This is a genomic window from Anoxybacillus tengchongensis (assembly GCF_014201585.1).
In the GTDB taxonomy this organism is placed as follows: Bacteria; Bacillota; Bacilli; order Bacillales; family Anoxybacillaceae; genus Anoxybacillus; species Anoxybacillus tengchongensis.
Genome location: NZ_JACHES010000004.1, coordinates 1 through 21,219, shown reverse-complemented (window position 1 = coordinate 21,219; position 21,219 = coordinate 1). Strand labels below are relative to the sequence as shown.

Sequence of the window (21,219 nt, the reverse complement as noted above, 5' to 3'; positions counted from 1 at the left end):
GCACAAGTGATATTATAACATACTATTTTTATGTATTCATAGACAACCCTCTTGCTTTTCATGTTAAGTTTTGTTACATTAGAAAAGTCGTTTTTTATTTAGAACATTAGGTGAGGTGACGAATATGCAATTATTCCAAACAGTTGTATCATTTTTAAACAACATATTATGGTCGTATGTTCTTATCGCTCTTTTAATTATCTTCGGATTGTACTTTACATTTCGTACAAAATTTGTTCAATTTCGCTATTTTGGTGAAATGTTCCGCGTTATCACAGAGGGGCCAGAAAAAACAGGGGCGATTTCGTCGTTACAAGCGTTTTTTATGAGTACAGCGTCTCGCGTTGGAACAGGTAACTTAGCCGGTGTAGCGTTAGCCATTTCTGTTGGTGGGCCTGGTGCGGTATTTTGGATGTGGTTAATTGCTTTGATTGGTGGCGCATCAAGCTTCGTTGAAAGTACGCTTGCCCAAATTTATAAGGTTAAAGATGGAAAAAGTTATCGCGGTGGTCCGGCATATTACATTGAGCAAGGATTAAAAAAACGTTGGTTAGGTGTATTGTTTGCCATATTAATTACGTTTTCGTTTGGTCTTGTATTTAACTCTGTTCAGGCAAATACGATTACGTTTGCATTTGAACATGCTTTTCAAATGGATCGAACAGTGATTGGTGTCGTACTTACAATCTTGACCGCATTTATTATTTTTGGTGGTGTGCATCGCGTAGCGAAAGCGTCATCGATTATTGTTCCAGTGATGGCTGGTTTATACTTATTGATCGCGTTTTATGTTGTACTTACAAATATCACACAATTACCAGCCGTCTTTGCTTTAATTTTTAAACATGCATTTGGTATTGAACAAGCAGTCGGTGGCGGATTCGGTGCAGCAATCATGATGGGAATTAAACGTGGTTTATTCTCGAATGAAGCTGGAATGGGTAGCGCTCCGAACGCTGCAGCGACAGCAGAAGTTTCACATCCTGTAAAACAAGGACTCATTCAAACATTAGGTGTGTTCGTTGATACATTAGTTGTTTGTAGCGCGACAGCATTTATGATCTTACTGTCAGGGGATTATATGAAAGAAGGGCTTGATGGAATTACTTTAACACAAACGGCATTAAGTACACATATTGGTGAATGGGCAAAAGGATTTGTTGCAGTAAGTGTGTTTTTATTTGCATACAGCTCAATTATCGGAAACTACTATTACGGTGAAACAAATATTGAATTTATTCGTTCAAGTAAAACATCGTTGCTTATGTATCGTCTCGCTGTATTAGGAATGGTTATTTGGGGTTCTGTGTCAAGCATTCAAATCGTATGGGACTTAGCTGATTTATTTATGGCGTTTATGGTTATCGTGAATTTAGTTTCGATTTTCTTGCTTGGTCGAGTTGCTTTTGCAGCGTTACAAGACTATATGACACAACGAAAACAAGGGAAGAACCCAGTATTTTATGCGAGCAATATTGGGGTCGAACATCAAGTAGAATGTTGGAAAGAAGAACGAGTAAACATGAAAAAAGAAGTGTAAAAATGAGGCTGCATGATTGCAGCCTCATTTTTTTGAATAAGCTGGTAATTCAATAATAAAGCACGTACCATGTCCTAATTCACTTTGAACGCGCATCGATCCTTTATGCAGCTCAATAATTTTTCGGGACAAAGATAAACCAAGACCTGTCCCCGTTTGTTTTGTCGAAAAAAATGGATCAAAAACATGATGGATAATTGTGGGCGGAATACCAGGCCCATTGTCGTGCACAGAAATTTGAACAAGGTTATTATGCAATTTCGTTCTAATGTTTACGTGCAAAGACTTTTCAGTTTTCGCTTCAATCGCATTACGAACTAAGTTAATGAACACTTGCAACAGTTGGTTTTTATCAATATAAACGACGTAATGTTGTAGTTTTTCATCTAGATGATAGGAAAGCTCTACGTTATGAAGAAGCGCTTCGCTTCGTAATAAAAGATCTAAATCATGTTGAATGAATTCATTCATTTCAATCCACTCTGCTTTTACTTCGTTTGGTTTTGCAATATTTAAAAAGTCTGTAATAATGTCATTTGCTCGATCAAGTTCAGGAATAAGTAGTTGATTAATAAGATGAACGATATGCTCAGGTAGTTGTTCTTTTAAAAACTGTAAATATCCTCGCACAGTTGTTAATGGATTTCGAATTTCATGGGCAATTCCTGCAGCAATTCGTCCAGCAATCGCCAGCTTCTCTGCTTCTTTCATTTGATTTAGTGATTGAAACATACTAATGACACGTTTAATCGATCCATCTTCGTTATATAAAATGCGCGTATTAATGATGCCGTAATATCGATCAAGCACTTCGCAATTGTAAAGAGGTTGTTTTGTCCGCAACGTTTTTAACGTCATAATTTGTTCGTCAGGAATGTTTAGTAATTCCCGAATATGTTTGCCTATGATCTTATCCCGATTGACGCCAACATCGTTCGCGGCTTGCAAGTTACATAACGTAATGATTCCTTCAGCGTCAACAAAAACGATATGGTGAGAAACAAGATCAAAAATAGGAGCTAAAAATTGTTCCACTTGTTCAAACGGATAATCTTTTTGTAAATCAATATTCCATTTTAGAATCGGAGTTTGATTGTTATCCTTTTCTATTGTTTCAATTGTTGGAGAAAGTACATTTCTTTCCTTTTTCATTACTTTTCCAAGTGCATAATCGATGTATGAAAACGGAAAGTTAACGTGTTCAACAAAACGTTTATACAATGTGAGTTCTTCCTCAAGCTCATTTATTTTTTGTTTTAGTTTTTCATAACTTTCCATACTTTTAACTCCTCATTTTCACTATTCCTATGTTGAAGTTTAACGCAAAATGAATGAATCGACTAGTATGTAAATAAAATTTTATAAAACTATGTTCTAAATGAAAACAGTGATAAACGAAAATAGAAATGAATAAGATGGGAAAGAAAAATAAGAAAGGGGAGAGAAAATGACACCTCAGTTTCTATCTTTCATTGACCCTTATGTTTATCAGACGTTACAAACGATTAGGGGAAAACAAATAGTGATTGAAACAGTGCGCGGAAATGTGCAAGGTACACTCCAAGACGTGAAGCCTGATCATATTGTGTTAAAAAGTAACGACACCCTCTTTTTTGTGCGTATACAACAAATCGTTTGGATTATGCCGAAATAAAAGGGGGAGAATAGATGTTTACGAGAATAAATAAACTACAAATTGAGCTGCCGAAATCCACATACGCAGATGCAAAGGCAGCAGCAGCAGTTCAAGAGTTGCTTGGTGGAAAATTCGGAGAAATGTCAACATTAAACAATTATTTATTTCAGTCATTTAACTTTCGTGAAAAGAAAAAACTAAAGCCTTTTTACGACTTAGTTGCGAGTATTACAGCAGAAGAATTAGGTCATGTAGAACTTGTAACAGCGGCCATTAATTTATGTCTAACCGGCACGACATATGAAGGAGCACCAGACGTTACACCAATGCAAAGTGGGGTAGATCAACGAAATACGTATCATTTTATCGCTACGGCGCAAACAGCGTTGCCTGGAGATTCAATGGGAAAATCATGGTCAGGGGATTACGTTTTCAATAGTGGAAACTTAGTGTTAGACTTGCTACACAATTTTTTCCTCGAGTGTGGTGCACGCACACATAAAATGCGTGTATATGAGATGACGGATCATCCTGTTGCGCGAGAAATGATTGGTTATTTACTCGTACGAGGAGGGGTTCATATTATGGCATATGCCAAAGCTCTTCAAATTGTTACAGGGGTTGATATGACAAAAATGTTACCAATCCCTAATTTAAGTAACGATAAGTTTGATGCAGCAAGAAAATATGAAGCGCAAGGATGGCACCGAAGATTGTATACATTTAGCGAACATGATTATGAAGATGTCAAACAAATTTGGAAAGGTACGCATCCGCTTGATGGAGGACAGCTTGAAGTTATTCAAGGTACGCCAGCAGGTGGCCCAATTCCAGATTTAGAAGCTGTTGAGGAAACCTTTGCCCCAGGTATTTCATACGAAGATTTTCTTGAAATCGCGAAACGTCTGCAACGATCTGCCGGATTGTAATAAGCTGTGCCGAGGGCATAGCTTTTTCTTTTGCACATTTTAATTAATTAAACTATGTTCTAAATAATCAATGTAAACAAAAAGAAAAAAACAATTAACAATTGATTGCTTAATTAAAAATAACATATAATAAAGAAGACACAAAGGAGGATGAAAACTATTGGTCTCGCTACAACATATTGAAGAAGCTTATCAACGAATGAAAACCGTTGTTCATAAAACTCCTCTTGAATTTTCTCAAACATTTAGCCGTTTATCGAATAATCGAGTATACATGAAATTAGAAAATTTACAGAAAACAGGTTCATTCAAAGTACGGGGATCATATAACAAAATTATGTCATTAAGTGATAAAGAAAAAAGCCGAGGAGTCATTGCAGCTTCCGCAGGAAATCATGCTCAAGGAGTCGCTTATTCAAGCAGTATGATCGGTATCCCATGCACAATTGTTATGCCTAAGGGAGCACCATTAAGTAAAATTCAGGCGACACAAAGTTATGGTGCAAACGTCATTTTACACGGAGACGTATTTGATGAATCGTTGGAATACGCTCGAAAGTTGCAGCAAAAAACAGGAGCAACGTTTGTTCATCCCTTTGACGATCCAGCTGTTATCGCTGGGCAAGGTACAATTGGACTAGAATTATTTGAACAGCTAGATGATATTGATGCAGTCATTTGTCCAGTTGGAGGAGGTGGTTTGCTCGCCGGTATAGCAATTGCGATGAAACAGAAAAAAACATCTATCCGTGTATATGGCGTTGAATCGACTGCTTGCGCAAGCACGACAGCAGCGAAACAACATAATCAGCCAGTTATGATTAATCCATTAAATACAATTGCGGATGGCATCGCTGTTAAGCGAATTGGGGATTTAACTTTTTCATACATACAAAAATATGTCGACGATATTGTTTGTGTTGAAGAAACCGATATTTCACGAACGATGTTATATTTACTCGAACGAAATAAATTACTTGTTGAAGGTTCGGCGGCTTGCTCACTAGCGGCTTTATTGTATAAAAAAATTCCACTTGAAGGAAAAAATATCGTCGCAATTTTAAGCGGTGGGAATGTCGATGTCACACTTATTTCACGTATCATTGAACGAGGACTTGTTGAGTCAGGACGCTTTGTTACATTTGCGACAATTATTTCCGATAAACCAGGGCAACTCAATAAGTTGTTGCGCATTATCGCCGATTTAGAAGCCAATGTCATGTCCATTGATCATCAACGAATGGGCACAAACGTTCTTCCAGGACAAGCAGAAGTTCGATTCTCTCTTGAAACAAAAAATAGGGAGCATATTAATCAAATTCAACATGTGTTAATCGAATCTGGTTACACCATTCGCCGCCTTGACTAAAAATGTGAATCGTCTATCTTTTTTCTCTCCACGTAAAACAATGCTTTCAAACTAACGTATTTTCTACTATTATTAAATTAAATAAACGCTTGATTTAAAGGTGGGGAGAACAAAATGAAACGAATGGAATTTTTTATCGTTCCGCATCCGAGAGGAACCGTGCGAGTAGACGTATACAAAAAGAATGGATCATACGAAGCACATGCAAAGTTTAAAGATGTGGCGACAGCACAGGCGAGCGGAAACGATAAACATTTAGCAGTATTGCAAGCGCTACATGAGCTCGCTAAATTTTTAAATAAATATAAAGGTTCTTGAAGGAGGAGATCGCTGATGATTCATTTGAATTGGCATGAGCGTCCAACAATTAAAATAGTTGTATGCAACCATACGAATGCAGAAAAATACATCGTACATAACGTATTAACACCAGGCAAAGAGTATGAAGTAAAAAATGAAACAAATGATTTTTATTTTATTATCGATAACCGTGGCAAAGTTGGCGGATATTATAAGCATTATTTTACAGAAAAAGCGGTATAATACCGCTTTTTTTCATTTTTAACACATTCATTTCAAATAAACTTCACAAATATGTAGTACATTGGACTACGGATGGAACGAAAAAGGGGGATCTTTAACAATGAAAAAATGGGTTATTTTATTGATTGCAGCCTTTGTTTTTGGATTAACAGGGTGCAACAACAATCAAGCAGAGGACAAGCAAAACGAGACGAAACAAACGGAAGAAAACAAAGAAACAAAACAAGAAGATGTGTTTAGGAAAGCAGCAACGGCTGAGCCAGATGAAAACACGATGTGCGTATTTTGTAATATGAAAGTATATCCGAAAGAACATGAGCTTGGAAAATTTACTGCCAAATCTGCAACTGAAAACGGTAACGTATTGTTTTTTGATGACATCGGCTGTTTATTTAACTATGAACGAGATCACGGTGAAGCTACAAAAAAATATGTACGTGATTACAATACATTAGAATGGATTGAATTACAAAACGCGACAGTGGTGAAAGCAGATATTAAAACACCGATGAACTACGGATATGCGTTTTTTGCAAAGAAAGAAGATGCTGACAAATTTATAAATGAACAATCGAATGCAATGATTGTATCATGGGCCGATGTTGACAAAGTCGCTCACGAACGTTATATGAAAAAGAAACAAATGATGCAAAATAAAAATGATGGACAAGGTCACGGTCATAGCGACAATATGCAACAAGATGATCATCAAGATGGAAATATGAACAACGATGGACATAGCCATAATTAAAAGCTGCCTTTTGGGCGGCTTTTTAATTTTTTGAAAACTACAATCAACGTATTGTTAGATATAAATCAGAAATATATACATTGAAATGAAATGGTGCTTAATGAGTATAGAATTCCCAAGAATAACATTTCGCCATTATTCTATGCTTCTTCGCTTGTGACGAAATATTTTTGTAAAAAAGAAAGGGATGAAGAGGATCGATGGAGAATGATATCCATGAAATTAACATTTTATAGAAAGGAATGAAATTATGAAAGTCAAAAGAATTTTATTACTTATTCTCGCGCTAGCTTTTATACTACCAACCATCTTAGTTAACGCCCACTAAGATCATTATAATCCTAATGGATATACTGGGGCACAAAACCTTAAGTATTGGCGTGATGCTAGTGTTTCCAGTGCAGGTTACCATAATCGTGCAGACACCGCATATGCAACTTGGAATAACATTTCTTCAAAGGTTGCTATTTCACAAGTCACTTCTGAGCCTACATATTATAGCATTGTTGTTTATGCAGGAACTATCTCAGGCTCAACCGTTTATGCTACCGCAGATTATTGGACGTATGGCTTTTTCGGATGGCGTCAAGTAAATCCGGAGGATGCAAGGGATCGTTCAAGAATTCGACTCAATACACCTCAAATGAACACACTAACTTCTGCTGAATCAACTGACGTTATTATTCACGAATTTGGACACGCACTAAGCTTGAGACATAATGACAATTCAGGTGCCTCTGTAATGAAGGAGTATGAACTAACAACATACGGATCCCCTCAACAGACGGATAAAGACCATCTAAAACAAAAATGGGGAAATTAATAGATGAAAGGAGATATTACGAATATGAAAAAAAATAAGATTATCATTGTTTCAATAGCACTGTTAGGTTTTATTTCTCTCGGCTCAAGTCTATGGTATATGTCGGCTGATAAAAAAGTAAGTTTATCAACTATTGATGCTAAACAAGTATCCTTTAACACAGTAGATGAAATGATTACCTTTTCTCAACTTGTTGTTACTGGAAAACCAATTGAAAGTGAGAACTTCGTAACATTCGATGAGAGAGGGTTTACAGTAGATGCGTATACAATTACTCAGTTTAAAATAAATAAGGTCCTTGAAAATAGAACTACTCACGATTATAAAGCTGGGGATATTATCAAGGTAGCTGAACCAAGCTACGTTTACGATAATGGTATTATGCCTGGAAAGACTAAATTTTCAATTAATAACTACCGAAACATGGATAAAAACCATAGCTACATGCTGCTTCTTGTGCCTGATTTGAAATACGATGATCTGTATGTAATTTCTGGTGTCAATGAGGGTAAACACAACATTGATATTCCTGGTAATGATGGCGAAAAAGTTGGCGTGCCTCAAGAAGCAAAGAATTATAAATTTAAAGAGGAATTAATGAAAAAATTTAATTTAAAGTCATTCTAGTTAGAAGCACTCGGTCTGTTCTTTTGAGCCGAGTGCTTTATTCAATTTTAACAAATATTTATGACTATTTACAACAACCGTATTATTTAATATAATACAGTTATTACAGTTAGTACAGAAAAGGAAAGGGGGGACGATATGTTTGATCTTGATTTGCGGAGCCGAAAACCGATTTATGAACAACTGATCGAAAAAATGAAGGAAATGATTATTCACGATGTGCTGAAACCGAATGAGCAACTTCCATCTGTTCGTTTGCTCGCTAAACAGTTAACCATTAATCCAAATACCATTCAAAAGGCATATCGAGAGTTAGAAAGAGAAGGGTATATTTACTCTATTCCGGGCAAAGGAAATTTCGTCGCCAACAAAAAAGAGGCTATTTACGATGAAAAAGTCAAACAACTAGAGGAAAATATACTTAAACTATGTCAGGAAGCATTTTATATCGGGATAAAAAAGGAGCAAATCTTTTCGATTGTTGAACGCGCAGAACGTGCGATACGAGGAGGAGAGGAAGATGATTCAAATTCATGATGTAAGCAAACGATTTGGAGAGTTCGAGGCGATTAAAGATGTAACATTTTTCGTTCCAAAAGGATCAATTTATGGGTTACTTGGATCAAATGGTGCCGGAAAAACAACTCTTATGAAGATGATGGCAGGGATTTATAAACAAAACAAAGGAACGATTACTATTGATGGTGAACCGATTTTTGAAAACATTAAACAAAAAGAGCGAATGATCTTTTTACCTGATACACTTTATTTTTTTCCAAACACCACTATCCGACAAATGGCCGATTTTTATCGTCATATATATCCGAAATGGAACGAAGAACGTTTTTACAAAATGCAAGAGCTATTTCCAATTAACATGAATCAAAAAATACATCGGATGTCCAAAGGGATGCAACGCCAAGTCGCATTTTGGTTAACATTTTCAGCAATGCCTGATGTGCTTATTTTAGATGAGCCTCTTGACGGGCTAGATGCTGTGATGAGGCAAAAAGTGAAGAACATTTTATTTCAAGACGTAGCAGAACGAGAAATGACCGTTGTTATTTCCTCACACAACTTATTTGAAGTAGAAGATTTATGTGACCGTATTGGCATTTTGCATAATGGCTCAATCATTATTGAAAAAGAACTAGATAACTTGAAAACAAACATTCATAAAGTACAAGTGGCGTTTCACGGGCAAACTCCCTCTTCTTTCCTTAAACAGATGGATGTTGTTTATCAAGAATATCGCGGTAGCGTCTTACTTTGTATCGTCCGAGGAAAAGAGGAACAAATCATTGCACATATTCAAAAACATGAGCCAATTTTATTTGACTTATTGCCGCTAACATTAGAAGAAATTTTTATTTACGAAATGGGGGAAAAAGGGTATGACATTGAAAACATTCTTGTTTAATCGTGGAATTTTCAATCAAATTGTTCGTAACGTTGGATGGGTGGCACTTGTTTATTTCGTTGGCCTTCTTTTTGCATTGCCTATTCATATTTTTATGATGGCTGAAAATAAAAATTGGCTTATGTACCATCAAACCGGCCGCATATTTGATATCGGAAGCATAATTCAGTTTCCTCTTATGTTTACACTTCCAATTTTGCTCGCTATTTTTTTATTTCGTTATATGCAAGTGAAATTGTCTGTAGATTACATGCATAGTCTGCCACTCAAGCGGGAAGCGCTTTTTTTTCAGCATATCATTGTTGGGATGGTCGTTCTTATCGTACCCATTGCAATAATGGCGGGATGTTTAATACTAATAAAGCCGTTTCTCCCTATTTCGTTGTATTCATTTAAACATGTAGCCATTTGGTTTGCAGGTACAGTAGCAATGAACATATTGTTATTTTCTGGGGCTGTATTTGTTGGAATGCTTACAGGTATGTCCGTGTTACAAGGTGTGTTTGCTTACGTTCTCTTTTTCTTCCCAGCAGGCATATTCATTTTACTTATGTTTAATTTGAAATATTTTTTATACGGTTTTGCATATGAATATTATTTATCCTATAGCATGAACGAGATTGTGCCTTTTATCCGATCTTTAAACTGGGAAACAAGACGAATCCAACCGCTTGAAATATTCATATATATTGTTCTCACTTTTATATTTTATGTATTAAGTTTGTGGCTATACAAAAAACGTCATGTGGAAACAGCGACAGATGCAATTGCCTTTCGCCCGCTCCGCCCAGTGTTTACATACGGTTTTACATTTTGTGTCATGCTTGTCGGTGGAGCTTATTTTGGTGAAATGCAACAACGGATGGGATGGATCATCTTTGGCTACGTATTTTCTTCATTGTTAGGTTATGTTATTGCCCGTATGATTTTAGAAAAAACATGGCGTGTATTCACAGGTTGGAAAGAATATGTTGGATATACGATTTTTATCATTGTTGTCGGCTTGATGTTTACGTCCGATCTATTTGGTTACGAGTCACGCCAACCTTCACTCGATGAAGTGAAGCGTGCCTACTTTGGCGACCATATATACTATTTCGAAAATGATACGGAAAGTGAGGAAAACGCATTTTTTTACGAAAAAGAAAATATTGAACACATTTATTTATTTCATCAACAACTTATTGAGCAACGAACATATACAGATACAGAAAACGATATACGTCACGTTGTGATTGGTTACGACTTAAAAAATGGAGACCGAATCGTTCGACAATATACCGTTCCATTAAATATATACAATCAATTTTACGCGCCAATTTTTAATTCACTTGAATTCAAAAAAAATCATTATCCAATTTTGCGCACAAATCATTTTAAAAATGTTTTACAAATCAAAATTGGTTCAGAAGATAAATTCGTTCGGTTACAAGATCGTGCAGACATTGAATCGTTTTTAACGATCTTACAGCAACAACTTTTAAATGAAACGTTTGATGGGGAAATAATAGGGTATCGAAGTTGGGGAACGATTAGCATAGTATATGAAAAATACCGCGAGGATAGCGTTGAATGGAAAAAATCGTACCATCTTATTGAACAGTGGCTACAAAATCGCGGTTTATTGCAACAAGCGAGAGTAACAGCTAATGATATCGCGGAAGTGAAAATTATAAGAAATATAAAACAAGTCCCGATATATGATTGGACACCAGAAATGATTGAGCGTGAAAAAGAAAAAATAATCGTTCATGATAAAAAGAAAATTGAACAATGTTTACAAATGGCTGGTGGAGGAGGAGGGGATTATATTGTAGGTATTTACTATAAAAATGGTCATATTGACATACAGTCATTTTCCAAACATCTCGTCCCCCCATTTGTTGATTAAAAGGCCTGTGTATTCAGGTCTTTTTCTTTGTTGGCAAATAGGGGATATATTCGGTAATATATTGTTGTTCATGATAAAAAATAGAGAGGTTGACTAGCTGTGAGACGAATTGAACTATTAGCACCAGCCGGAGATTGGGATTGTCTTCGTGCCGCCGTCGCAAACGGTGCAGATGCCGTTTATTTTGGTGTCGATAAATATAATGCGCGTGTACGGGCAAAAAATTTTCGCATGGAAGAATTAAAGGATGTCATGGCTTATTTGCATAAATACAATGTTCGCGGATATGTCACTTTTAATATTTTAGTTTTTGAAAATGAACTAGAAGAAGCAAAGCAGTTAGTTGAAGCATGTATAGATGCAGGGGTAGATGCGCTCATCGTACAAGATTTAGGACTTGTTCAACTCATTCGTGATATGTCACCTGATTTTCCGATTCACGGATCGACACAAATGACCATCACATCTCCAGAAGCGGTTGAATTTTTAAAGCCGTATCATTTAGAAGTCATGGTACTCGGTCGGGAAAATAATTTAACACACATTCAAAAAATTGCCGAGAAAACGAATGTACCGTTGGAAGTGTTCGTTCACGGGGCGCTTTGTGTATCATATTCCGGACAATGTTTAACATCAGAAATGTGGGGAGGGCGTTCTGCCAATCGTGGTGAGTGCGCTCAAGCCTGCCGTCTGCCATACGATTTAATCGTTGACGGTGAACAAAAAGAAATGGGGAACGTTGCTTATTTACTTTCACCGAAAGATTTAGCTGCTCTTGATCTCGTTCCAGAGCTTATTGAGGCGGGAGTTAGCACATTTAAAATTGAAGGTCGATTAAAATCACCAGAATATGTAGCTAATGTTGTTAGTAAATATCGTAAAGCGATTGATGAATATTTAGCGGGGCGGCATTATACCCCTTCGAAAGAAGAGATACGCGAACTTCAGCAAAGTTTTAGTCGTGGATTTACACATGGATTTTTAAAAGGAACGAACAATAAACAGCTTGTTGATGGAACGTTCCCAAAGAGTCGTGGCGTATTTCTTGGAACGGTCAAAAAAGTATTAAAAGATGGTGTTTTATGTGAGTTGCAAGCTCCGCTAAAACGTGGAGACGGAATTGTATTTGATGCAGGACGCCCAGAAGAAAAAGAAGAAGGCGGTCGCGTGTATGACTTACGAAAACACGGAAAAAAAGTCGAGGGTGAAGTCGAAAAAGGTGTCGTTGAAATTATCCCTGGCCGACATGACATCAATTTAACACGTATACATGTCGGAGATCGCATTTGGAAAACGAGCGATCAAGAACTTGAACGTCGCTTGCGTAAAACGTTTGAAACCGAGCGACCATATCGGCTGTTTCCGCTAACTGTGCGTGTGTATGGTGAAGCAGGGGAACCGCTCATTTCGACATGGTACGATGAAACGACAGGAAATGAAGTAACTGTTCAATCTGAGCAGTTGTTAGATATTGCTCAAAAACGACCGTTAACACTAGAATTTATAAAAGAACAATTCGGGAGATTAGGCGGAACAATTTTTGAACTAAAAGATGTTCATATGTATATCACAGGTGATGTGATTGTTCCTGTTAAAGAATTAAACCGAATAAGAAGACAAGCTGTTGAACAACTCATTGAACAAAGACAACGGCCGCGATTATACAGCAAACAACCGATTGATTTAACATCTCCTTATCGGCAAAAACAACAAGCAAAGACCCCTTCTTTAATGGCGCTTTGCCGTACGCTTGGACAAGTCGAAGCGGTATGTGATACAGATGTTGAAATGGTGTATGCTGATTTCGAATTTACAACCGATTATCCAAAGGCTGTCCGGATCGCCCGAACTGCAAATAAGCCAATTGCTTTAGCCACTCCACGCATTCATATGCCTGGAGAAAACGGAATTTTGAGAGGAATTTTAAAAGCCGAGCCAGATGCCATTTTAGTGCGTAGTTTGGGAGCTGTACAATATTATACGAGTCAATCAGTTGAGCAAACGTTAATTGGTGATTTTTCACTTAATATTTCAAACCATCTGTCTGCACAATTATTTTTATCCCGAGGACTTGATCGGATTACACCTTCATACGATTTAAACATTCAACAAATGATTGATTTACTTGAAGCAGCACCAACCGAACATATTGAAATTGTCATTCATCAGCATTTGCCGATGTTTCATACTGAGCATTGTGTATATTGTACATTTTTAAGTGAAGGAACCGATTTTACAAACTGTGGGCGACCATGTGAAAAACATCGTGTCTCCTTGCGAGATCGTATCGGTATGCTTCATCCTGTTCGTGTCGATATCGGCTGTCGCAATACGGTGTACAATGCGATCGAGCAATCTGGTGCCGAATACATTCCGAACTTTTTATCGCTCGGTGTCCGTTCATATCGTATTGAGTTTTTGGAAGAGTCGCCGAAAAAAGTAGAAGAAGTCGTCAGTTTATATCGTGAAGCACTTGAGGGCAAACGAAGCGGTACAAGCGTATGGCGTACACTAAAAGCCATTAATCAACTTGGCGTCACGCGCGGACAGCTAATCAAAAAATAAGCGGGCTTAGGACTCGCTTATTTTTTCATATGTGTACATTTTGCTATAATAGTAAATGAACGAAAAAAGAAAGGGTGATTTCTATGCCAGCTGTTGAATCAAATATGTTTCCATTAGGAGAGAAAGCGCCATCGTTTGAGCTTGTCAACGTCATTACCGGAAAAACGGTACGATTAGAAGATGTCAAGTCCGAGATTGCAACAGTAATTATGTTTATTTGCAACCATTGCCCATTTGTTAAACATGTTCAAGAAGAACTTGTTCGTTTAGCCCATGATTATCAACCAAAAGGAGTTTCGTTTATCGCAATCAATTCAAACGATGTGGAAAAATACCCAGATGATTCCCCTGAAAAAATGAAAGAGATAGCTGAACAGCTTGGCTATCCATTTCCATATTTATTTGATGAAACACAAGAGGTAGCGAAAGCATATCAAGCTGCATGCACACCGGATTTCTACATATTTGATGGTGAACTACAATGTGTTTACCGTGGTCAACTCGATGATTCACGACCAGGTAACGAGATCCCGGTTACAGGTTCTTCGATTCGAGCAGCTTTAGACGCATTGCTATCAGGTAAACCTGTTCCGAAAGAACAAAAACCGAGTATCGGTTGTAGTATCAAGTGGAAAGAAAAATAAAAAAACATTTGACATTTTTGTTTCGGACCTATATACTAAAGAAGTACCATTTCGTTCGTTATATCAATGATCGTTATAAGCTGCACCTTCGTCAGGTTCATCTTATAAGGACTTGGCAAAAGTGCAGCTTTTGTTTTATGAGTAATGAAACGGTGGTCAATTTTTAAAATTGTTTTGGAGGAATTTCACATGAACACAGGTAAAGTAAAATGGTTTAACGCAGAAAAAGGTTTTGGATTCATTGAGACGGACGGAGGTACAGACGTATTCGTTCACTTCACAGCGATCCAAGGTACTGGATTCAAAACGTTGGAAGAAGGCGAAAAAGTAACATTTGACATCGTGAATGGTAACCGTGGGCCACAAGCGGCAAACGTGCAAAAAGCATAAATAGTCAAACGTACGGGATCTCGCTCTTCGTGAGATCCCGTTTTTATTTTATATGCGACAAAACAAATTCTCACTGGCGCAGCTTCGGAGCTGCAAGGACGGAAGAGAGGTAGGGTTTCCGTCGTTTTTGTTTGTTCGGACACGCTCATAGGAAGCGTGTCCTTTTTAAATAAAAATACAGAAAATTTGATAAAAAACTATTGAAAAAAGAAGAATGATTACATATAATAAACTCATGTTATAAAACTATACATAAGAATGTGAGGTAATGTGACATGAATAAACTACTCGTTTCTGAACAAACAAATATTTCAGCAGTTGAACAAATTAAAGAGATCATAAAACAAAAACACGTTGAACTGTTACACTTACAATTTGTTGATATTGAAGGGGTTTTAAAACACGTCACAGTTACAACGGAGCAACTAGATGATGTAGTAGAAGGAAAAATCATGTTTGACGGATCTTCAATTAAAGGTTTTTCACCAATCAATCGCTCCGACTTATATTTACTCCCTGATTTACAAACATTTGCGGTGTTACCGTGGACAGTAGAAAATGAATATGCAGAAGCACGTTTTCTTTGCTCTGTCGTCAACCCAGACGGAACGTTATTTGAAGGAGATCCACGTAACGTACTGAAAAAAACAGTTGAACGTGCGAAACAAAAAGGATACACGATTTCCGTCGGTCCAGAATTAGAGTTTTTCTTATTTAAAACTGACGAAAATGGCAATCCTACAACGACGCCACAAGATAACGGCGGATACTTTGAACCGTCACCTAAAGATCTCGGTGAACGTGTCCGCCTAGACATTTATCGCGCATTAAAGGCGATGGGATTTACAATTGAGGCTTCACACCATGAAGTTGCTGAAGGGCAACATGAAATTAATTTCAAATATGCCGATGCCCTCGGTGCTGCGGATAATGCCACAACATACAAATGGGTTGTAAAAACGATCGCTAAAAAATACGGATTGCATGCTACGTTTATGCCAAAACCGATTTTCGGTATTAATGGTTCAGGAATGCATGTGAACATTTCGTTATTTAAAGACGGCGAAAATGCTTTCTTTGATCCATCGGACGACAATCAATTATCTGAAACAGCATACCAATTCATTGCTGGTTTATTGCAAAACGTGAAAAATTTCGCAGCCATTACAAACCCACTTGTAAACTCATATAAACGTCTTGTCCCAGGATATGAAGCACCTTGTTATATTGCATGGTCAGCATCGAACCGCTCCGCACTTATTCGCATTCCTGCGAAACGAGGATTGGCAACACGCGTTGAGCTTCGTTGTCCTGATCCATCTGCCAATCCATACCTAGCGTTTGCAGTCATTGCTGAAGCAGGACTTGATGGAGTAGAAAAACAACTCACTTGTCCAGCACCAATTGATGAAGACATTTTCCATATGACGGCTGAACGCCGTGCGGAGCTTGGTATCGAAAATCTTCCAGGTAGTTTAGGGAAAGCGATTGAAGAGTTAGAAAATGGAACAATTGGACGTCATACGTTAGGTAACCACGTATTTGGTGAGTATGTCGCAATGAAAAAGAACGAATGGGATAGCTATCGAACAGCAGTTCATGCTTGGGAAATCGAACATTATCAAGCGAAATTTTAAAAGCGAGCGATTGTGCTCGCTTTTTGCATGTTTTCATTATGCGTTTGAACAACAAATGGTTTATGATGGTACATAGAAAATAGCGAAAGGGTGATATTGTGTCTAAACGAATAATTACGATGATCGTATCGATTTGTACCGCAACAACACTACTATGGACTGTCGGTTTAATCATCACTATTCAAGACCAATTTTTTTACGAAGCTTCCTCGATCAAACAACCAAAACCAACAACTTCAAACATAAAGCAGAATAACGGTCTTTCTATTGTCGCCCTTGGCGACTCATTAACACGCGGAACAGGAGATGAAACAGGGAAAGGGTACGTTGGATATGTTGTAGATGACCTAAAAAAACGGACAAATCAACACATGCAATTCACAAATTTAGCAATTAAAGGACAACGCTCTCCCCAACTCATCAATCAACTGAAACAAAAAGAGGTACAACGCCAATTAAAAGAGGCGGACATCATTTTGATGACGATTGGAGGAAACGACTTGTTTCGCGGTGGAGAAGCACTAAGGGACTTATCCCATGCCCAAATTGAAAAAGAAAAAAAGAAATTTGTCGAGCAGCTACATACGATTTTCCAACTTATTCGCACAGTAAATGATGATGCAACTGTATTTTATATCGCCTTATATAATCCGTTTAACGATTTAGGCAATGGGAAAGAAACATCCGCCATTGTGCGCAGTTGGAATTATGCAGCATCTGAAGTAGCAGCCGACTATAAATCAATCATTTGCGTTCCGACATATGATTTATTTGAACTGCAAGTCAACGACTATTTGTATACAGATAAATTTCATCCAAACAAAGAAGGATATAAACGAATTGGTGAACGTGTTGCTTCACTCATTACGTTAACGAAAGGAGAAAAATAATGGAAGAAACATTAGTTGTACAAAATGTGCGAAAAAATATTGGAAAAAAGGAAATTATTAAAGGTCTCTCGTTTTCGTTAAAAAAAGGTGAAGTGTTTGGTTTCTTAGGCCCAAATGGTGCAGGAAAAACAACGACCATTCGCATGCTTGTCGGATTAATTCGCCCTACATCTGGAACGATCTCAATTTGTGGATACAATTTACAAAAACAATTTACAAAAGCCATTCAACACATTGGTTGTATCGTTGAAAACCCTGAACTTTATCCATATTTAAGCGGGTGGGAAAACCTTGAGCATTTTGCGCGTATGGTTCCAGGAGTGACCATGCATCGCATTCAAGAAGTAGTCGAACTCGTCGGTTTACAAAATCGGATTTATGATCTTGTACGTACATATTCGCTTGGTATGCGTCAACGCCTTGGTATTGCGCAAGCGTTGCTTGGAAAACCAACGGTACTCATTTTAGATGAGCCAACAAATGGTTTAGATCCTGTCGGCATTCGTGAAATGAGACAGTTTATTCGCTCGCTTGCTGAACAAGAGCAGTTAAGCGTTCTCGTTTCATCGCATTTATTGAGTGAAATACAACTCATGTGCGACCGTGTTGCCATTATGTCCAAAGGAGAGATTATTCGCATTGATACGGTCGAACATTTATTACAAGAACAAGCACGGACATATTGGAACGTTGTCCCGATTAATACAGCTAAAGAAATATTAATAAATGAGACGACTGTCATCGGTGAAAAGGATGGAGCGATCGTTACGATTTATGAATCAAACGAAACTATTGCTCGGTGCAATGCTCGTTTAATTGAAGCAGGAGTGCTTGTCAGCGGAATCGAGCGAAAACTTCCAACACTTGAAGATTTATTTATTGAATTAACAGGAGGGGAAACGATTGATTAATCTCGTATACAATGAAATGTTAAAAATTGTTCGTAAAAAACGACTATTTATCATTGCAGCCATCGTAGCTGTTCTCGTTAGTTTATTTACATATGCACAACTTAAACAAATTGAAACGATTCGAGAACGTATTGGAACAACAGATTGGCGCACACAACTGCAACAACAAATCATCGATACACAAAACCGCTTAAACTCAACAGGAATTTCTGAAGAATGGAAAAAGTTTCTCAAAATTCGTTTACAGCAACAACAATATTATTTAGATAACGATATTAATCCGATGGCTCCCGGTGCTCCGACATTTATGCGCATGTTTATTGAAAACTCGATTGAATTGTTTTTGCCGCTACTTGTTATGGTCATTGCAGCTGACCTTGTTTCATCAGAAGCAAGCGGAGGAACGATCAAACTGCTGTTGACACGTCCTGTGAAGCGATGGAAAATTTTAATGAGCAAATATATCGCCATGATTTTATCTACATCGTTTATCGTGTTTTCTGTCGCTATTTTATCGTACGCCATTTCTGGTATTGTATTTGGATACGGGGGATGGAATTTGCCGCTTTTAACAGGATTTTCGATCCAAGGCGAAGAATTAAATACGGCAGCTGTTCATCTTATCCCCCAATGGAAATACTTACTTATTGAATTTGGACTTGCTTTTTTTGTTTCGCTCGTTGTCGGGACACTAACATTTATGTTATCGGTGTTAATACGTAGTACCGCTGCAGTTATGGGAATTATGCTTGCCGCTCTTATTTCAGGAGCCATTTTATCAAGTATGGTATCATCGTGGGAATCGGCAAAATATTTGTTCATGGTCAATTTACGTCTTACAAGTTACATTAGTGGGATGGCGCCACCTATCGATGGAATGACGCTTTCTTTTTCGATGATGGTGCTCGCCACTTGGGCACTTGTTGCGCTGATTGTTTCTTTTTATGTATTTACGAAAAGGGATGTTTACTAATGAATAAAATGATTGCCACATTGATCAATGAATTGCAACGACGGACGCCAACAATCATGGATTACGACAAATTTGCTCAGTATGCTGTGCTTCTCCCGCTTATTCAACAAGATGATGAGGTGTTTGTGTTATTTGAAGTACGCTCACTGCAACTACGTCGCCAACCGGGAGAAATTTGTTTTCCAGGTGGGAAAATGGACTCGTGTGATCAAAGTCCAAGAGAAACAGCTATTCGGGAAACGTGTGAAGAGTTAGGAATTGAAAAAGAACATATTACACATATTGTCCCGCTTGACTATATATTTTCACCATTTGGTATGGTTATTTATCCATTTGTTGGTTTCGCTAATATTACTTGTATGCAAATAAATGAGAAAGAAGTAAATGATGTGTTTACTGTACCACTATCTTTCTTTTTAGAAACGAAACCAAAAATATATCGTGTTTCATTTGAGCCAAAACCGGAGGAAGATTTTCCATTTGATGATATCCCAGGGGGAAGAGAGTATAATTGGCATCCACGACACATGGAGGAACATTTTTATTACTACAAAGACAAAGTGATCTGGGGATTAACAGCAAAAATCGTATATCATTTCACTCAACTCATTCAAAAAGGGAAAGGAGAATAGCCATGTCACAACCTGTTGATTTAGGATTTGGCATTTCACTCATTGATTTGTATGATTTACAAACCTCTCATCGGACAGGAGCATATGTTTTTCGAGAAGAGGAGGTGACGATTATTGAAACAAGCGCAAGTCCATCTATTCCATACTTACTTAAAGGATTAGAAGCATTATCGATTGATTTGCGCGACGTAAAAAATATCATTGTCACACACATTCATTTAGATCATGCTGGTGGAGCAGGTTTGTTATTGCAACATTGTCCAAATGCTCGCGTATTTGTCCATCCAAAAGGAATGCGCCATTTAGCCGATCCGTCTCGTCTCATTCAAGGAGCAAAAGCGGTTTATGGTGAAAAATTTGACGCATTATTTGACCCGATCGTTCCCATTCCTGAAGATCGGTTAATTGTAAAAGAAGATGGGGAAACGTTACAAATTGGAAAAGATCGCACGCTGACATTTCTTCATACACCAGGGCATGCGAATCACCATTTTTCTATTTATGATGAAAAAAGCAATGGAATTTTTACAGGTGATACGGCTGGGGTTTTTTATCCACAGCTACTTTCATACTACGTTGAGTTATACTTGCCTTCTACATCACCAAATCAATTTGATCCAGAAGCTATGAGCGCGTCGATTGAGAAATTTATGGAATTTCGTCCAGATCGTATATATTTTGGCCATTTCGGCATGTCAACACATACGCAGGCGGTTTGGGAACAACTTCATTATTGGTTACCTATTTTCGTTCAAGAAAGCAACGAGATCGTGAATGAACAAATGCATAAATCTTTCACAGAAAAAACAGAGGCTGTTTTCAAACGTTTATTTAACATCGTTCAAACATTTTTGCGTAAACAGCAAGTACCAGATGATGCAGATGTATACAAACTACTTCAACTTGATTTACAAGTGTGTGCGATGGGACTTGTTGATTATACGGAAAAACAAAAGTATGAGTAAAATGTTTGTGGGAGAAAAAAAGACAGGTTCCTGATTTGGTATAATCAGGAACCTGTCCGATATGTAAGCAAAATAGATGAAAA

The 21,219-nt window shown here is 37.5% G+C and carries 21 protein-coding genes; 20 read left to right on the top strand and 1 reads right to left on the bottom strand.

The annotated features are described in order from the left end of the window. Positions 1 to 124 precede the first annotated feature (124 nt). Positions 125 to 1,540, top strand: coding sequence for an alanine/glycine:cation symporter family protein (locus HNQ82_RS05475; RefSeq protein WP_183247854.1), 1,416 nt, complete (start codon positions 125 to 127; stop codon positions 1,538 to 1,540). Positions 1,541 to 1,564: 24 nt separating this feature from the next. Here the strand turns inward: HNQ82_RS05475 and HNQ82_RS05470 are convergent, their stop codons facing one another. Then, positions 1,565 to 2,818 carry a two-component system sensor histidine kinase NtrB gene (locus HNQ82_RS05470; protein ID WP_183247853.1) on the bottom strand — a complete coding sequence of 418 codons (1,254 nt, stop codon included), beginning with the start codon at positions 2,816 to 2,818 and terminating at the stop codon, positions 1,565 to 1,567. Positions 2,819 to 2,987: 169 nt separating this feature from the next. On the opposite strand from HNQ82_RS05470, the gene HNQ82_RS05465 reads away from it, so the two are divergent. From HNQ82_RS05465 to HNQ82_RS05375, 19 genes are all read left to right on the top strand, one after another. Beyond that, positions 2,988 to 3,194 (top strand): YuzF family protein, encoded by a 207-nt coding sequence (locus tag HNQ82_RS05465; RefSeq protein WP_183247851.1) that lies wholly within the window; start codon positions 2,988 to 2,990, stop codon positions 3,192 to 3,194. 14 nt (positions 3,195 to 3,208) lie between these two features. After that, positions 3,209 to 4,105, top strand: coding sequence for a manganese catalase family protein (locus HNQ82_RS05460; protein WP_183247849.1), 897 nt, complete (start codon positions 3,209 to 3,211; stop codon positions 4,103 to 4,105). A 160-nt stretch (positions 4,106 to 4,265) separates the two neighbouring features. After that, on the top strand, positions 4,266 to 5,474 hold the full coding sequence (gene ilvA / locus HNQ82_RS05455) for a threonine ammonia-lyase (RefSeq protein WP_183247847.1): 1,209 nt from the start codon (positions 4,266 to 4,268) through the stop codon (positions 5,472 to 5,474). A 114-nt stretch (positions 5,475 to 5,588) separates the two neighbouring features. Beyond that, entirely contained in the window at positions 5,589 to 5,792 is a 204-nt protein-coding gene (locus HNQ82_RS05450) for a hypothetical protein (RefSeq protein WP_032101777.1), read from the top strand. A 15-nt stretch (positions 5,793 to 5,807) separates the two neighbouring features. Continuing rightward, on the top strand, positions 5,808 to 6,017 hold the full coding sequence (locus tag HNQ82_RS05445) for a DUF6501 family protein (RefSeq protein WP_183247845.1): 210 nt from the start codon (positions 5,808 to 5,810) through the stop codon (positions 6,015 to 6,017). Between the two features lie 100 nt (positions 6,018 to 6,117). Then, positions 6,118 to 6,768, top strand: a complete 651-nt coding sequence (locus tag HNQ82_RS05440) for a nitrous oxide reductase accessory protein NosL (RefSeq protein WP_183247843.1) — start codon at positions 6,118 to 6,120, stop codon at positions 6,766 to 6,768. An 826-nt stretch (positions 6,769 to 7,594) separates the two neighbouring features. Beyond that, positions 7,595 to 8,218 (top strand): hypothetical protein, encoded by a 624-nt coding sequence (locus tag HNQ82_RS05435; RefSeq protein WP_183247841.1) that lies wholly within the window; start codon positions 7,595 to 7,597, stop codon positions 8,216 to 8,218. Between the two features lie 138 nt (positions 8,219 to 8,356). After that, positions 8,357 to 8,755 (top strand): GntR family transcriptional regulator, encoded by a 399-nt coding sequence (locus HNQ82_RS05430; protein ID WP_183247839.1) that lies wholly within the window; start codon positions 8,357 to 8,359, stop codon positions 8,753 to 8,755. Further along, positions 8,739 to 9,638 (top strand): ABC transporter ATP-binding protein, encoded by a 900-nt coding sequence (locus HNQ82_RS05425; protein ID WP_183247837.1) that lies wholly within the window; start codon positions 8,739 to 8,741, stop codon positions 9,636 to 9,638. Before HNQ82_RS05430 ends, HNQ82_RS05425 begins: the two co-directional genes overlap by 17 nt. Continuing rightward, positions 9,613 to 11,529, top strand: a complete 1,917-nt coding sequence (locus tag HNQ82_RS05420) for a DUF6449 domain-containing protein (RefSeq protein ID WP_183247828.1) — start codon at positions 9,613 to 9,615, stop codon at positions 11,527 to 11,529. Before HNQ82_RS05425 ends, HNQ82_RS05420 begins: the two co-directional genes overlap by 26 nt. Before the next feature lie 99 nt (positions 11,530 to 11,628). Then, the gene (locus HNQ82_RS05415) at positions 11,629 to 14,094 is read left to right on the top strand and encodes a U32 family peptidase (RefSeq protein WP_183247826.1); all 2,466 of its coding nucleotides are present in this window, start codon (positions 11,629 to 11,631) and stop codon (positions 14,092 to 14,094) included. 83 nt (positions 14,095 to 14,177) lie between these two features. Next, positions 14,178 to 14,738 carry a thioredoxin family protein gene (locus HNQ82_RS05410; protein ID WP_183247823.1) on the top strand — a complete coding sequence of 187 codons (561 nt, stop codon included), beginning with the start codon at positions 14,178 to 14,180 and terminating at the stop codon, positions 14,736 to 14,738. Between the two features lie 189 nt (positions 14,739 to 14,927). Next, positions 14,928 to 15,128 (top strand): cold-shock protein, encoded by a 201-nt coding sequence (locus tag HNQ82_RS05405; RefSeq protein WP_003398700.1) that lies wholly within the window; start codon positions 14,928 to 14,930, stop codon positions 15,126 to 15,128. Positions 15,129 to 15,403: 275 nt separating this feature from the next. After that, on the top strand, positions 15,404 to 16,765 hold the full coding sequence (glnA, locus tag HNQ82_RS05400) for a type I glutamate--ammonia ligase (RefSeq protein WP_183247821.1): 1,362 nt from the start codon (positions 15,404 to 15,406) through the stop codon (positions 16,763 to 16,765). Positions 16,766 to 16,863: 98 nt separating this feature from the next. After that, on the top strand, positions 16,864 to 17,655 hold the full coding sequence (locus HNQ82_RS05395; protein WP_183247819.1) for a GDSL-type esterase/lipase family protein: 792 nt from the start codon (positions 16,864 to 16,866) through the stop codon (positions 17,653 to 17,655). Further along, the gene (locus tag HNQ82_RS05390; protein WP_183247818.1) at positions 17,655 to 18,566 is read left to right on the top strand and encodes an ABC transporter ATP-binding protein; all 912 of its coding nucleotides are present in this window, start codon (positions 17,655 to 17,657) and stop codon (positions 18,564 to 18,566) included. Before HNQ82_RS05395 ends, HNQ82_RS05390 begins: the two co-directional genes overlap by 1 nt. Further along, the gene (locus HNQ82_RS05385) at positions 18,559 to 19,539 is read left to right on the top strand and encodes an ABC transporter permease (RefSeq protein ID WP_183247815.1); all 981 of its coding nucleotides are present in this window, start codon (positions 18,559 to 18,561) and stop codon (positions 19,537 to 19,539) included. The genes HNQ82_RS05390 and HNQ82_RS05385 overlap by 8 nt, the downstream gene beginning before the upstream one ends. Then, positions 19,539 to 20,171 carry an NUDIX hydrolase gene (locus HNQ82_RS05380; RefSeq protein ID WP_032101766.1) on the top strand — a complete coding sequence of 211 codons (633 nt, stop codon included), beginning with the start codon at positions 19,539 to 19,541 and terminating at the stop codon, positions 20,169 to 20,171. Before HNQ82_RS05385 ends, HNQ82_RS05380 begins: the two co-directional genes overlap by 1 nt. Positions 20,172 to 20,173: 2 nt before the next feature. After that, positions 20,174 to 21,136, top strand: a complete 963-nt coding sequence (locus HNQ82_RS05375; protein ID WP_183247813.1) for an MBL fold metallo-hydrolase — start codon at positions 20,174 to 20,176, stop codon at positions 21,134 to 21,136. The last annotated feature ends 83 nt before the right edge of the window (positions 21,137 to 21,219 follow it).

Excerpts from the sequence above, each read along its gene's own strand:
- HNQ82_RS05390 (WP_183247818.1), top strand. The coding sequence starts at position 17,655 with ATGGAAGAAACATTAGTTGTACAAAATGTGCGAAAAAATATTGGAAAA.
- HNQ82_RS05440 (WP_183247843.1), top strand. The coding sequence starts at position 6,118 with ATGAAAAAATGGGTTATTTTATTGATTGCAGCCTTTGTTTTTGGATTA.
- HNQ82_RS05425 (WP_183247837.1), top strand. The coding sequence starts at position 8,739 with ATGATTCAAATTCATGATGTAAGCAAACGATTTGGAGAGTTCGAGGCG.
- HNQ82_RS05420 (WP_183247828.1), top strand. The coding sequence starts at position 9,613 with ATGACATTGAAAACATTCTTGTTTAATCGTGGAATTTTCAATCAAATT.
- HNQ82_RS05435 (WP_183247841.1), top strand. The coding sequence starts at position 7,595 with ATGAAAGGAGATATTACGAATATGAAAAAAAATAAGATTATCATTGTT.
- HNQ82_RS05470 (WP_183247853.1), bottom strand. The coding sequence starts at position 2,818 with ATGGAAAGTTATGAAAAACTAAAACAAAAAATAAATGAGCTTGAGGAA.
- HNQ82_RS05410 (WP_183247823.1), top strand. The coding sequence starts at position 14,178 with ATGCCAGCTGTTGAATCAAATATGTTTCCATTAGGAGAGAAAGCGCCA.
- glnA (WP_183247821.1), top strand. The coding sequence starts at position 15,404 with ATGAATAAACTACTCGTTTCTGAACAAACAAATATTTCAGCAGTTGAA.
- HNQ82_RS05445 (WP_183247845.1), top strand. The coding sequence starts at position 5,808 with ATGATTCATTTGAATTGGCATGAGCGTCCAACAATTAAAATAGTTGTA.
- HNQ82_RS05380 (WP_032101766.1), top strand. The coding sequence starts at position 19,539 with ATGAATAAAATGATTGCCACATTGATCAATGAATTGCAACGACGGACG.
- HNQ82_RS05475 (WP_183247854.1), top strand. The coding sequence starts at position 125 with ATGCAATTATTCCAAACAGTTGTATCATTTTTAAACAACATATTATGG.
- HNQ82_RS05405 (WP_003398700.1), top strand. The coding sequence starts at position 14,928 with ATGAACACAGGTAAAGTAAAATGGTTTAACGCAGAAAAAGGTTTTGGA.
- HNQ82_RS05450 (WP_032101777.1), top strand. The coding sequence starts at position 5,589 with ATGAAACGAATGGAATTTTTTATCGTTCCGCATCCGAGAGGAACCGTG.
- HNQ82_RS05430 (WP_183247839.1), top strand. The coding sequence starts at position 8,357 with ATGTTTGATCTTGATTTGCGGAGCCGAAAACCGATTTATGAACAACTG.
- HNQ82_RS05460 (WP_183247849.1), top strand. The coding sequence starts at position 3,209 with ATGTTTACGAGAATAAATAAACTACAAATTGAGCTGCCGAAATCCACA.
- HNQ82_RS05465 (WP_183247851.1), top strand. The coding sequence starts at position 2,988 with ATGACACCTCAGTTTCTATCTTTCATTGACCCTTATGTTTATCAGACG.
- HNQ82_RS05375 (WP_183247813.1), top strand. The coding sequence starts at position 20,174 with ATGTCACAACCTGTTGATTTAGGATTTGGCATTTCACTCATTGATTTG.